This window comes from Micromonospora sp. CPCC 206171 (genome assembly GCF_036906755.1).
Classification (GTDB): Bacteria; Actinomycetota; Actinomycetes; order Mycobacteriales; family Micromonosporaceae; genus Micromonospora; species Micromonospora purpureochromogenes.
The window spans coordinates 37,890-52,391 of the sequence record NZ_JBAKHT010000007.1 but is presented as its reverse complement, the minus strand read 5'-3'; the positions used below and the strand labels follow the sequence as shown (position 1 = coordinate 52,391).

5 protein-coding genes are annotated in these 14,502 nt (G+C 69.2%); 4 read left to right on the top strand and 1 reads right to left on the bottom strand.

Annotated features, from left to right (window positions below):
- Window positions 1-65: 65 nt before the first annotated feature.
- The 4 genes from V6U89_RS11030 to V6U89_RS11015 all read left to right on the top strand — a co-directional run bounded on the left by V6U89_RS11030 (window position 66) and on the right by V6U89_RS11015 (window position 13,268).
- Complete coding sequence (locus tag V6U89_RS11030) at window positions 66-11,642, top strand: LamG-like jellyroll fold domain-containing protein (protein ID WP_334570764.1); 11,577 nt, start codon at window positions 66-68, stop codon at window positions 11,640-11,642.
- Between the two features lie 88 nt (window positions 11,643-11,730).
- Window positions 11,731-12,303, top strand: a complete 573-nt coding sequence (locus V6U89_RS11025; protein WP_334570763.1) for a hypothetical protein — start codon at window positions 11,731-11,733, stop codon at window positions 12,301-12,303.
- Between the two features lie 141 nt (window positions 12,304-12,444).
- Window positions 12,445-12,918: a hypothetical protein gene (locus V6U89_RS11020; RefSeq protein WP_334570761.1), complete on the top strand. Its 474-nt coding sequence runs from the start codon at window positions 12,445-12,447 to the stop codon at window positions 12,916-12,918.
- Window positions 12,915-13,268 carry a hypothetical protein gene (locus V6U89_RS11015; protein WP_334570760.1) on the top strand — a complete coding sequence of 118 codons (354 nt, stop codon included), beginning with the start codon at window positions 12,915-12,917 and terminating at the stop codon, window positions 13,266-13,268. The genes V6U89_RS11020 and V6U89_RS11015 overlap by 4 nt, the downstream gene beginning before the upstream one ends.
- Here V6U89_RS11015 and V6U89_RS11010 read toward each other — a convergent pair.
- On the bottom strand, window positions 13,228-14,499 hold the full coding sequence (locus tag V6U89_RS11010; protein WP_334570759.1) for an APC family permease: 1,272 nt from the start codon (window positions 14,497-14,499) through the stop codon (window positions 13,228-13,230). The two genes, V6U89_RS11015 and V6U89_RS11010, sit on opposite strands and share 41 nt — an antisense overlap.
- Window positions 14,500-14,502 lie beyond the last annotated feature (3 nt).

Here is a 14,502-nt window from a genome sequence, read left to right as displayed (position 1 = left end):
CGCATCCGTCGGTCGGACCCCACACTCCCGAGGAAATTTTTCACTTCACGGGGAGGGGACCGGCCGTGCGCCGATCCGTCACCAGTGCTGCGCGCCGGCTGGCCATCGTTGTTGCGGTGGTCTTCGGGCTCAGCGTCGCGGTGCCAGCTGATGTAGTCCGTCCGGGCGGCGAGTTTCCGCTGACCTGGCTGACCTGGTTCGCTCAGCGGCCGGCCTGGTCGGCCACCGCGGCCTTCCTGGGCCTTCCCGTGCAGGAGAAGGGTCGGCCCGTCACGGTCGACCACCACGTCCCCGCCGCCGCGACCGACGCCCGGCAGGGCGCCGGGCGAACGCCGAAGCCGGCCGCCGGGACGCTCGAGTCGTACCAGCCGCACGAGATCGAGAGCACGCCGGACACCACCGGCCCCGCCGAGCAGGGGTTCGACAGCCGGACCAGCAAGCGGGTCGCCGCCCGTTCCAGCGCCCGGTCCGACGTGTTCGCCAACGCGGACGGCTCGTACACCAGGCGGACCTACAACCGCCCGGTCAACTACCGCGCGGCCGACGGCACCTGGCAGAAGATCGACTCTGACCTGACCCGGCGCGCCGACGGCCGGCTGCACGTGAAGGCGAACCGGCTCGATGTCTCCGTCGCCGGCAGCGCGGCGCCGGCCACCCGGCCCGCCGCGGGCGCCGCCCCGTCGGCCGACGCGACCGCGACCACCGGACCCGAGCTGGCACAGCTCACGCTGCCGACCGGTGAGAGTGTCGGGTACCAGCTCCAGGGCGCCAACGTCACCGCGCCGACCGTGGACGGCGCGACCGCCCGCTACCGCGACATCCTCGGGCAGACCGACCTGGAGCTGACCACCTTCGACGCCGGCGTCAAGGAGACCCTGGTCCTGCGCTCGCCCGAGGCGGCGTCGAGCTGGGTCTTCCCGCTGCGGCTCAAGGGCCTCACCCCGCGGCTGACCGCGCAGGGCTCGGTGGAACTGCTCAACGCCGACGGCAAGGCCGTCGCCTGGTTCCCGCACGGCTCGATGAGCGACTCGAAGGTGGACCCGAAGTCCGGCGCCCCGGCCGAGTCCGACAAGGTCACCTTCGAGCTGGTCACCGTCGACGGCGCTCCCGCGCTGAAGGTCACCGCCGACCAGGCCTGGCTGCGGGACCCCGCCCGGCAGTACCCGGTGCGGATCGACCCGACCGCCACCACCGGCACCACCGGTGACGTCTTCGTCGACAACGACAGCACCACCACCAACAACGGCGACAACCTGCCGGTCGGCACCTACAACGGCGGCACGACCAAGGCTCGCTCGTTCATCCACCTCGACGACTTCGACAACGACGGCTTCGTCGGCAAGCGGTTCAGCGCGGCGAAGCTGTTCCTGTACCACACGTGGTCGTACGACTGCGCCACCCACAAGCCGTTCTACGTGCACCGGGCCACCCAGGCATGGACCGTCGCGGATCTCAGCGCGGGCAGCTACCCGGGCCCGGCGATCTCGTCGTCGATCGGCTCGCTGACCATCAGCGACAACAACCCGGCCTGCACCAACAGCTCGGCCGACCGGACCGTCGGCAAGTGGGTCAGCGTCCCGCTCAACGTCGACACGTTCAACGACTGGTCGACCGGCGGCGCGAACGAGGGTCTCGCGCTGACCGCGTCGGAGACCGACTCGTACGCCTGGAAGCGGTTCACCTCAGCGAACTTCGGCGCCGGGGCGTACAAGCCGTACCTGGAGTTCACCTACACCAACGACGTCGCGCCGCAGGTCAACCTCCGCTACCCGGCCAACAACGCGGTCGTGCAGACGCTCACCCCCGAGCTGCTCTCCCGCGCCGTCGACCCGGACAACTGGCCGGCCAAGGGCCTGACCTACAACTACGTGGTCAAGGACGCCGGGACCAACGCCACCGTGGTCAGCTCGGGCTGGATCACCGGCCCCAGCTGGACGGTGCCGTCCGGCAAGTTGACCTGGAACAAGACCTACCTCTACACGGTCCAGGTCTACGACAAGGCCGCGTACAGCGCCGTCTCCCCGGCGTACGCCTTCACCACCTCGGTACCGCAGCCGCTGCTCACCGCGAACCTCGCGCAGAACGCCGGCAAGGGCTACGACCCGAGCGTCGGCAACTACACCACCTCGGCCACCGACGCCAGCGTGAGCACGGTGGGCCCGTCCCTCTCGGTCACCCGCAGCTACAACAGCCTCGACACCCGGCGCGGCAACGCCTTCGGCGCCGGTTGGTCCAGCCTGCTGGACGTGCGCGCGGCCCAGGTCAAGGACGTGGCCGGCAGCATCCAGTCGGTGCTCGTCACCTACCCCACCGGCCAGGACGTGGCCATGGGGCGCAACGCCGACGGCAGCTTCACCTCCACCTCCGGCCGGTACTCGGTGTTCAAGGAGAACAGGGACACCGCCGGAGCGGTGACCGGCTACACGCTCACCGACAAGGACGGCACGGTCTACGTCTTCAGCCAGCCGGCCGGCACCGGCGTCTACAAGGTCACCCAGATCACCGACGCCAACGGCCGCTCGCTCAGCTTCTCCTACGACACCTCGGGGAATCTGACCAAGCTCACCTCGGCCTCCGGCCGGTCGCTGTACGTCACCTGGTCGACCCCGGCCGGGTCGAGTGCCGCGCACGTCGCGACGGTCTACACCGACCCCGCCGTCGCGGGCGACTGGAACACCTCGGCGACCTGGCAGTACACCTACGGTCCCAACGACACGCTGAGCAAGGTCTGCCCGCCGACCGACTGGGCCAACTGCACCACCTACCAGACGGACACCACCTCCCAGTACGCCAACGCGGTGCTGAACGCCGGCCCGTACTCGTACTGGCCGCTGAACGAGGCGAGCGGCGCGACCATCGCGGGGAGCCGGGTGCTCAGCAACGCCGGTGTCGACAACGCCCGCTACAACGGCGTGACCCTGGGCCAGCCGGCCGGCCTGGCCGGCTCGACCGCCACCACCGCCGGCTTCAACGGGACCAGCTCGTACGTGCAGCTCCCCGGCAAGCTGGTCGCCGACGGCCAGTACCAGTCGATCAGCATGTGGTTCAAGACCACCGCCCTCAACGGCGTGCTGTTCAGCTACAACGGCGACGCGATCACCAAGGGCACCACGACCGGCAACTACACCCCGGCGCTCTACATCGGCAGCGACGGCAAGCTGCACGGCCAGTGGTACCAGGGCAACGCCACGCAGGCCATGGCATCCACCTCGGTGGTGAACAACGGCGCCTGGCACCACGTGGTGCTCACCGGCATGGGTGACGTCCAGTACCTCTACCTCGACGGCGTCCAGCAGGGCACCCCCCTGGCCGGCACCATCGCCCAGGTTCCCAACGGCTCGGCGAACGTGCAGATCGGTGCCGGCTTCGTCGGCGGCGGGTGGCCCAGCCACAAGAACACCGGCGCCTCCCCGGCGGTGGCCAACTACTTCTCCGGCTCGATCTCCGACGTGGCGTTCTTCAACCAGGCGTTGACCGGCACCACGATCGCCGCGCTGAACAGCGCCGGCCGGACCAGCCATCCGGTGCTCAGCAGGGTGGTCCGCCCCTCCGGCGGCGTCACCGCGGAGATCTCGTACGACAAGACCACGGGTCGGGTCGCCAGCGTCAAGGACGAGAACGGCGGCACCTGGACCATGGGTACGCCGACCGTCTCCGGTGACAGCGACGTGTACGCCGCCTCGGTGCTCGGCGCGAAGCCGGTCGACTACTGGCGGCTCGGCGAGGTCGACGTCACCGACGCGATCAACGAGGTCGAGGGGGGCACGGCCACCTTCAACAACACCACGCTCGGCGTCGCCGGCCCGTTCAGCGACAGCAAGGCCGCCTCGTTCGACGGCTCCAGCTCGTACCTCCAGCTGCCGCCGGAGGACGTCCCCACCACCGGACCCAACTCGGTCGAGATGTGGTTCAAGATGCCGTCCGGCAGCACCGCCGGTGGCACGCTCTTCGGTTTCCAAACGGAGGACATCGCCACCCGCGGTTTCACCGGCAACTGGGTGCCCGCGCTCTACGTCGGCATCGACGGCAAGCTGCGCGGCAAGTGGTGCTACTGCGGCAGCAACACCACGAATCCGCCGATCACCACGGCGGCGGTGAACGACGGCAAGTGGCACCACGTCGCACTCACCCTCAGCGGCTCCACCCAGAAGCTCTACCTCGACGGGGCGACCGTCGGCCAACTCGCCCTGGCCGGGGAGACCACCACCGCCGTCAACGCCTACCTCGGCGCCGGCTACACCAAGTCGTGGCCGGCGTCCCCGACGAGCGGGGTGGCGTACTTCCCGGGCTCCATCGCCGAGGTGGCGTTCTACCGCACGCAGCTCAGCGACGCCCAGGTCAGCTCCCACTTCCAGGCGTCGAAGCAGACCGTTCCACTCGCGGTGACCATGGTGAACGGGCAGACCACGCCCGTCGCGATGCCGGTCTCGACGGTCACGGTCACCGGCCCGACCGGCGAGCAGCTCTCCTACAGCTACGACGTGGTCAACGGCAACCGGATGGTGGCGCAGACCGACGCGCTGGGGAACACCACCAAGTTCGGGTACGACGTCGGCGGCTTCGGCAACCTGACCTACGACCCGAACGGTGTGTGGACGCAGGAGCTCCAGGACGTCCGGGGCAACACCAAGCAGGTCATCACCTGCCAGGACCAGTCGGCCAACAAGTGCTCGTCGGTCCACTACAGCTACTACGCGAACTCGGCCGACCCGCTCGACTGGTCCACCGCCCAGCTGCCGGTGATGTTCAGCGACTTCGACGGCGACGGCTACCCGGACATCGTCTACCGGGAGGCCACCGACAACAGCATCCAGATGGTGCGGAGCAACGGTTCCGGCGGCTGGCTGACCAGCATCCCGACGAAGATCGGCACGAGCATCGCCTCCGCCAACCTGATCGTCGGCAGCAAGGACTTCAACGGCGACGGCAAGCCGGACATCCTCTGGCGCAGCTCGACCGACAGCAACATGTACCTGCTCGCCGGCAACGGCAAGGGCGGTTGGGTGACCGGCAGCTCGGTGAAGATCGGCCCGGCGGTCGGCTCGGCGAACCTCATGGTGATGTCCCGCGACTTCAGCGGTGACGGCAAGCCGGACCTGATCTTCCGCAGCTCGGTCGACAACAACCTGTACATGCTCAAGGGCAACGGCACCGGCGGCTGGATCAGCACCGTCGCGACGCAGATCGGCAGCGGCTGGCAGAGCGCCGACCTGCTGGCCGCTCCCGGGGACTTCAACGGTGACGGCAAGGACGACATCGTCTACCGCAACTCCTCCGACAAGAACCTCTACATGGTCGCCGGCAACGGCACCGGCGGCTGGTCGACCGGTACGTCCATCAAGATCGGGTCGGGCTGGGGTTCGGCGAACGCGCTGCTCACCTCGGGCGACTTCGACGGCGACAAGAAGGCCGACGTCGTCTACCGCAAGTCGACCGACAACGACATGTACCTGGTCTCGGGCAACGGCACCGGCGGCTGGGCCACCGGCGCCTCGGTCCTGATCGGTGGCCAGCCGGACCCGCGGAACGACGTCATCCTGACGATGCGGGACGGCCGGTCGGCGTCGGAGACCGACAACACCTACAAGACCAGCTACGACTACGACGCCAAGGGCAACCAGACCACCATCACCGATCCGCTCGGCCGGGTCACCCGCACCGCCTACACCGACGGCACCACGGTGGCGGCCAAGGACGGTGGCTTCGCCCCGGCCGGCCTGGCCTCGACGGTGACCACGCCGGGTGGGCAGGTCCAGCAGGTCGTCTACTTCGCCAGCGGTGACATCGCCGAGGTGATCGAGCCGACCGGCAAGATCACCCGGTACACCTACGACGGTCTGGGTCGGCCGGTCAGCGAGACGGAGGTGACCGACACCTTCCCGTCGGGGCTGACCACCGTTCGCACCTTCGACAAGCTGGGCCGACCGGTCAGCGAGACCGAGCCGGGCGTGACCAACCGGGTCACCGGCGCGGTGCACACGGCGAAGACCGACACCAGCTACGACCTGGACGGCAACGTCGTCGAGCAGACGGTCAGCGACACCACCGGCGGTGACGCGCCGCGCACCGAGAAGCACACGTACAACGCGTACGGCCAGGAGACGGCGACCACCAACGCGGCGAACGAGACCACCAACCTCGAGTACGACCTGTACGGCCGGGTGGTCAAGGAGATCGAGGCGGACGGCGGCGTCACCACCAGCACGTACGACGCCGAGGGCAACCTGCTCACCTCCACGGTGGTCGGCTGGACCGGCGACCCGAACAACCCGTCGGCGCCGCGTGACCTGGTCACCAGCCGGCGGTCGTACGACCCGGCGGGCCGGCTCGCGTCGGAGACCGACGCGATGGGCTGGACCACGTCGTTCACCTACACCGACAACGGCCTGGAGGCCAAGGTCGTCCGGACCGACGGTAGTCGGACCTTCGTGGTGGAGGAGCACACCTACGACGCGGCGGGCAACGAGCTGACCGAGGTCGGCAACAACGGCCGCAGCGTCACCTCCACCAGCTACGACGCGGCCGGCCGGACGATCTCCTCGACGGTCGACCCGAGCGGGTTGAAGCGGACCACCACCCTCACCTACGACGCCGACGACAACGTCATCTCCAGCGTCTCCACCGACGGCGCGAACGGCAACCGGGTCACCAGCAGCTCCGAGGCGCTGTACGACAGGTCGGGCCGCGCGATCGCCGAGACCACGTATCCGTCGTCGCAGCTGAGCCCGGTCGGCCGGTGGAAGCTCGCCGAGACCACCGGCACGAAGGGTGCCGATTCTGTCGGCAACAGCCCGGCCAGCGTCCAGGGGAACGTCGCCTGGTCCACCGACCGCGGTGGCTCGGCGACCTTCGACGGCAATGACGGGAACCAGCTCGCCACCACCGGGCCCGTCCTGGACACCACCCGCTCCTACACGGTCTCCGCCTGGGTCAACCTGGCCGCCAGTGACCGGAACCGGGCCGCCGTGTCGCAGGAGAGCGACCCGCGCAGCTCCTTCCTGCTCGGATACGAGCGGGTGGGGGGCAAGTGGCGGATGCTGATCAACAACACCCCCACGTCCTCGATCTCCGCGCTGTCGACCACGGCGGCGACGCTGAACACCTGGACGCACCTCACCGGCGTCTACGACGCGAGCGCGAAGACCGTGAAGATCTACGTCAACGGCGTCGAGGCCGGCGGCACGACCGTCGACAAGTCGATCCGCTCGGACGGACCCCTCGTCATCGGTGGCGCCAGGTGGGACTCTGACCTGGCCGACGGGTGGTCCGGCAAGATCAGCGACGTCCAGGTCTACCAAAAGGCGCTGTCGGCCACGGAGGTGTCGCAGGTCAACGCCGGCACCGCACCGGCCGCCGACGCGCAGGTCATCCGTACCTCGCAGGTGCTCGACCAGGACGGCCTGCCGATCGCCATCACCGACTCGAACGGCAACACCACCTACCAGGGCTACGACGAGGAAGGTCGGGTGGCGCGCTCCACCGCGCCGGCGGCGATGGTGGAACAGGCCGGGCAACTGCCGGCGCTGGCGAACGCCGTCAGCTACGCGGGTTACAACACCTTCGACGAGCTGACCGACGCCCGCGACGCCAACGGCAACTGGTCGGTGACCGGCTACGACGCCGCCGGCCGGGTCGTCTCGCAGAAGGACCCCGCCTACACCCCGCCGGGCTCGAGCGTCCCGATCGTGCCGGAGAGCACCCGGACGTACGACCCGACCGGGCAGGTCACCGCGGCGACCGACCCGCTGGGCAAGGTCACCCGCTACGAGTACGACCAGCTCGGCCGGCTCGCGAAGGAGACCGCGCCGAACGACGGGGTGACCACCTACACCTACGACGAGGCGGGCAACCTGCTCTCGTCGAAGGACCCGTCCGGCGCGGTCAGCACGAGCACGTACGACTACCTGGGCCGGCCGCTCACCTCGACCGACGTGGTCCGGCAGAGCAGCACCAACTACACCACCCGCTACACCTACGACGACACCGCCGCCGACCAGAAGACCACCGTCACCTCGGCCGCCGGGGTGGCCAGCTCGACCAGCTACAACAAGGCGGGCGAGCCGGTCGCGGTGGTCGACGGCGCCGGGAACACCACCCGCTACGAGTACGACAGCGAGGGCCGGACGACCAGGAGCATCCGCCCGGACGACTCGTACGCCACGGTCACCTACGACATGGCGGACCGGGCGACCAACACGGCGGAGTACAGCCCGACCGGCACGCTGCTGTCGTCGCAGTCGGCGAAGTACGACCGGGCCGGCAACATGGTGGCGACCACGGACGCCCGCGGCACCACCACCACCATGGAGTACGACGCAACGGGCGCGCTGATCAAGGAGATCCAGCCGATCTCCGGGTCGGACTCGATCCAGACCACGTTCGGCTACGACCTGGAGGGCAACCGCACCCGGTTCACCGACGGTCGGGGCAACGCCTTCTACACCACGTACAACACGTGGGGGCTGCCCGAGTCGCAGATCGAGCCGGCCACGGCGGCCCACCCGGACGCCGCGGACCGGACCTTCACCATCGTCTACGACCAGGGCGGGCGGCCGTCAAAGCAGTTGCTGCCCGGCGGCGTGTCGGTCACCAACGCGTACGACGCCATGGGTCGGCTGATTCGGCAGAGCGGCACGGGCGCCGAGGCGGCCACCGAGGACCGGGTCTTCGACTACGACGTGGCCGGCCGGATGACCTCGCTGTCCGGCTCGGGCGGCACGAACACGATCAGCTACGACGACCGTGGTCTGCCGCTGTCGGTGACCGGCCCGTCCGGTGACACCTCGTTCGGCTACGACCCGGACGGCCGGCTGGCCTCCCGCCAGGACGCCGCCGGTGCGACCTCGTACAACTACGACCAGGCGGGCCGGCTCTCGAAGCTGGACAACCCGACCGCGGGCGTGCAGATGGCGTACACCTACAACTCGCTCTCCCAGGTCAGCAAGATCACCTACGGGACGAACGGGAACACCCGTAACTTCACCTTCGACCCGCTGCGCCGGCTCACCGGCGACGAGCTGAAGTCGTCGACGGGCACCTCGCTGGCGAAGATCACCTACGGCTGGGACGCCAACAGCAACATCACCTCGAAGACCACCACGGGCTTCGCGGGCTCGGCGGCCAACACCTACACCTACGACCTGGCCGACCGGCTGACGTCGTGGAACAACGGCGCCGACACGACGGTGTACGCCTACGACAAGTCCGGCAACCGCGTGCAGAACGGCTCGAAGCTGTTCACGTACGACCAGCGCAACCGGCTCCAGACCGCGGACGGGGTCAGCTACAGCTACACCGCCCGCGGCACGCTCGCGACGGCCGGCGGCAACACCACCAGCACCGACGCGTTCGGCCAGGTGGTGTCGCAGCAGTCCGCCGGTGGCACGCAGACCTACACGTACGACGGTCTGGGTCGGGCGATCCGCCCCAACTTCTCGTACACCGGTCTCGCCAACGACCTGGCCGGCGACGGCGCCGCCACCTACGTGCGGGGCCCCTCCGGCGAGGTGGTCGGCGCCGCCGCCGGCGGCACCCAGCGGATGGTCTGGACGGACCTGCACACCGACGTGGTCGGGCAGTTCACGGCGACCGGGACGGCCCTGGCCGGCTCGATGGCCTACGACCCGCTCGGCAAGGTGGTCAACGCCAACGGCCTGCTCGGCTCGCTGGGCTACCAGTCGGAGTGGACCGACGCGCTCACCTCGCGGGTCAACATGCACGCCCGCTGGTACAACACCGACACCGGCCAGTTCGACACCCGGGACACCGCCAACAACAGCCCGGTGCCGGACTCGATCAACGCGAACCGCTACCAGTACGGCGACGCCAACCCGCTGACGGTCACCGACCCGACCGGCCACTGGGGCTGGGGCAGCATCAAGAAGGCCTTCACCTCGACGGTCAGCTCGGTGCGCTCGTACGCCTCGTCGGCCTACTCGTACGCGTCGTCGTACACGTCGAGCTACTACTCCTACGCCTCCTCGTACGTCAGCACTCGGTACCAGGCGGCGAAGAGCGCCGTGAAGAAGACGTACCACCGGGCCAAGGCGACGGTGAAGAAGAAGTACCACCAGGCCAAACGGAAGTACAACCAGGTCAAGCGCTACGCCAAGAAGAAGTACCACCAGGCCAAGCGGTACGTGAAGAAGAAGTACGAACAGGGTCGCAAGTACGTCTCGAAGAAGATCGCGGCCGCGAAGAAACGGGCGAAACACCTTTACAACAAGGCCAAGCAGGCCGGTAAGAAGATCGCCGCGAAGGCCCACCGGGTCGCGCAGAAGGCGGTCAGCCACGTCAAGGACGCCGCGAACGCGACCAAGAAATGGGTCAAGGAGCATAAGGACGTCCTGATCGAGGTGGCCGCGATCGGCGGGGCGATCCTCGCCGGCATGGCCTGCACCGCGGTCACCGCCGGCGTCGGCGCCATCGCCTGCATGGCCGGTACCGCCGCACTGATCAACCTGGCCAAGGACGCCGCGCAGGGCGACATCCACAGCATCGGTGACGCCCTGGGCTCGCTCGGCACGGGCGCGGTGACCGGCATGATCGGTGGCGCCGGTGGCGCCCTGGCCAGCCGCGTCGGCGCGATCGTCGCCAAGAAGGTCGGCACCGGTCTGGCCGGCCGGCTCGCCACCGAGGCGGCGGAGAACACCGTCGAGGACGCGGTCGACCAGGTCGCCACGTCGGGGCGGTACAACCCGCGGGCCGCCGTGGAGAACATGGTCCCGGGCCTGAACCTGATCGGCGGCGGCGGCGGAAGTTCCTGTTCCAGCAAGCGTCGCAGTAGCCCCCGTCGGCACAGCTTCAACCCGAAGACCCGGGTTTTGATGGCGAACGGCACCAGTCGACCGATCGAAGACGTGAACGTCGGCGACAAGGTGATCGCGACAGATCCGAAGACCGGTAAGTCGGAGCCGAAGCAGGTCACCCAGCTGCACCGGAACATCGACAAGGACCTGACCGACCTGGTCGTTCGCGATCAGAAGGGCAAGACCAGCAAGATCAAGACCACCCAGCACCACCCGTTCTGGAACGCCTCCGATCGAAAGTGGGATGACGCCAAGGACCTCAAGCCCGGCACCGCGCTCCTGGTCCGCGGCAAGGGTGCGGTCACCGTCGTGGCGGTAGCCAACAGGTTCGGCGCCGAGGAGATGCGCGACCTTACGGTCGAAGGCACCCACACGTACTACGTGGTGGCTGACGACGAGCCGGTTCTCGTCCACAACTGTGGAGGAGGCGTGGACGCGAACGGTGATGCCTGTGCCTGTTCGAGCCCGCGACCGATTGCGGCCGAAGTAGACGCGGTTGAGCACCCGGACTTCGCCATTCACGCCCACGAGCAGGGGCTAAACGGTGCGAAGCTGACCGTGGACCGTCCCGGTGCAGACGACCGTAGGAAGGAGTCGCTGCGCGGGATTCCGACGATGAGTGGCTTCGATCGGGACGAGCTTCCGCCGGCGATGACCCGAGAAGGCGGCAGTGGTGCACATGTCAAGTACATCAATCCGAGGGATAACCGAGGAGCGGGATCGGTCATCAAGGCCCAGGTCAAGGACGTACCGGATGGTGGTACTTTCATCCTCAACATTGAGAACCTTGATCTGATTGGGGTGGTGGAGGCTCGTGGCAGGCGCCGTCGCTAAGCTGCTGTCAGCCAGTTCGCCAGCCTTGTCTCGCTGTGTGGCGGACCGCGGGGTTCTTCCCCCCGGCCCGCTGGGAGACGAGCTTGCGATGGTTCTTGAGGACAGGAACGGCTTTTTCGCCTTCGAGTCGGCCTTGCTGGTGCGCCCTGCCGGCGAACCTGGGGTTTCTGTTCATGACATCCAGGAGTGGAATCGAGCGGAACTCTGGAAGTCGTCGTACGCGGGGACGGTCGATGACGTGTTCTTCTTCGCGGAGGATATCTTTGGATGTCAGTTTGGCTTGCGCGGCCCTCACGTGGTGACGTTCAACCCCGAAACTGCGGAAGTTCGGGAATTTGCGCAGAGCATCGAGCAATGGGCTGCCCAGGTAATCGATGACTACAAAGCGTTGACCGGGTATCCCCTTGCTCATTTGTGGCAGCGCGCGTATGGCCCATTGCCGCCCGGCACGCGACTGGTTCCGCTGATGCCCTTCGTAATGGGGGGTGACTTCATCGTGGAAAACTTAAGAGCGGCGCCGGAAGTTCGTGCCATGCGTTTCTACGGCGGCCTCGCCCAGGCGGTTGCGCACGTTCCTGACGGTGCAGAAGTGCGCATTGATATCAAGAATTTGGAGCGGGTACTGCAAGGAGACGAGGGGGCTGAGCCCGAAAGCAACTGAGACGACGGCGCGGTCTGGCACTGCTTGCGGACCGCGGCTCTTGGCGAGCGTCGAGCAGGGCTTCGGCCCTGCTCGACGCCAGAGCTCGGTCTGATTGTCAACGAGACCGATCCGCCGGACTTCCAAGGTAGTGTGGATGTCATGGCCGCCCTGTACGACGAAGTGCCCTTCAGCGAGTTCCTGCACCGGCCGGCGGCTGCCGCCGAGCGGCTGGAACGGGTCCGCGCGCTGCGCCTGCGTCGCCGCGACGCGGGCGACCTGGCCCTGACCCGAGCTGACCAGCTCGAGCAGGACGCCGTCGTCATCGGCTTCACCGCGCGGCTGCTGGCCGGCCTCGTGCGGTCGGAACCGACGGACGTGGTGCGGCGGGTGCTGGGGGAGGCACTGCCCTGGGTGGCTTTCCTTCCCGAGGAGGACGTGGATCAGCTGCTGACCGAGCTGATCACCGTGGCCCAGGGGGCGGCTTCCCTGGAGAACCTGTCGCCGGTCGCGGTCCTGCTGGCCCAGTGGCGGCACACCGCCGAGATCCACGCCGACCCGGTCCTGCACGAGATGATCACCCGTGAGCCGAGCGGCGACCTCGGTCCCGTGCCGACGCCGGACCTCGCCCGGTGACCCCCAAGCGCGGCGACCGGGCCGCTCCGCCGGCCCTGGCCGGGGAGTACGAGCTGCGCTTCGCCGAGTCCGCGGCGGCGGACGGCTGGGAGCAACTGGCCCGGCAGGCGCCGGCCAACCTGCGCCGCGCCTACGACGCCCTGCGAGCCGACCCGAGGTCGAGGACGTCGCCGGAGCGGCAGCACCGCCTCAAGGGCTCCCTCGCCACGGCGAGTTGGAAGGGTCAGGAGCTGGAGCGCTGGCAGTACGAGGTGACCGGCGGCGGACGCATCTGGTACCTGATCGACGACGAGCGCCGCACGGTCTGGCTCACCTACGCCGGGACCGGCCACCCGCGCGCGACGGAGTGAACCGCGACTTCCACGCGTACCAGGCGGCGCCGAGGGCGAGCACGCCGAACCCGGCGAGCACGCTGTCCGGCGGCAGGTTGACCGCCAGCACCACGCACCCGACCAGCCCCAACGCGGCCAGCACCTGCACCGGCAGCTTCCGCGCCGGATCCCGCCCCAACGTCAGCGCCGACGCGTTGGTGATCGCGTAGTAGACCAGCACGGTGCAGCTGGAGAAGCCGATCGCGCCGCGTACGTCGCCGAGCGCGACCACCAGGATCACCACGGCGGCCACCGCCAGCTCCGCCCGGTGCGGCACCCGGTGGACCGGGTGCACCGCGGCCAGCGCGCCGGGCAGGTCGTGGCGGCGGGCCATCGCCAGCAGGGTCCGGCCGACGCCGGCGAGCAGGGAGAGCAGCACCCCGGTCACCGCGACGGTCGCCCCGGCCCGGACCAGCCAGGCCAGGTCGGGCAGCCCGGCGGCGGTCACCACGTCGACCAGGGGCGCGGCGGAGCCGGCCAGCCGGTCGGCCCCGAGCACGCCGACCGCGACCACGGCGAGGAGCAGGTAGACCGCCAGCACCACGCCGAGGGCCAGCGGCACCGCCCGGGGGATGGTCCGCTCCGGGTCGCGTACCTCCTCCCCGAGGGTGGCGATCCGGGCGTACCCGGCGAACGCGAAGAAGAGCAGCCCGGCCGCGGTGAGCACGCCCCGGACCGAGCCGCCGGCCTCGGTGAGCCGGTCGAGCCGGACGTCGCCGGCCGCCACCCCGGCCACCGCGACCAGGGCCAGCACCGCCAGCACCACGACCACCAGGAGCTTCGTCGCGGCGGCGGTCTTGCCGATGCCGCGCAGGTTCACCGCGGTCACCGCGACCACGGCGGCGACGGCGACGAGCCGGGCCTGCCCGGGCCAGAGGTACGCCCCGATGGTCAGCGCCATCGCGGCGCAGCTCGCCGTCTTGCCGACCACGAATCCCCAACCGGCCAGGAAGCCGGCGAACGGGTTCAGCCGCTCGCGCCCGTAGACGTAGGTGCCGCCCGACTCGGGGTAGCGCGCGGCCAGCCGGGCCGAACTGGTCGCGTTGCAGAACGCGATGAAGCCGGCCAGCGCCAGTGCGACCAGCAGGCCGGCGCCGCCGGCCGCGGCGGCGGCCGGGGCGAAGACCACGAAGACCCCCGCGCCGAGCATCGACCCCAGCCCGATCACCACCGCGTCGGGTACGCCCAGCCGGCGCCTCAGTCGCTCCACGGG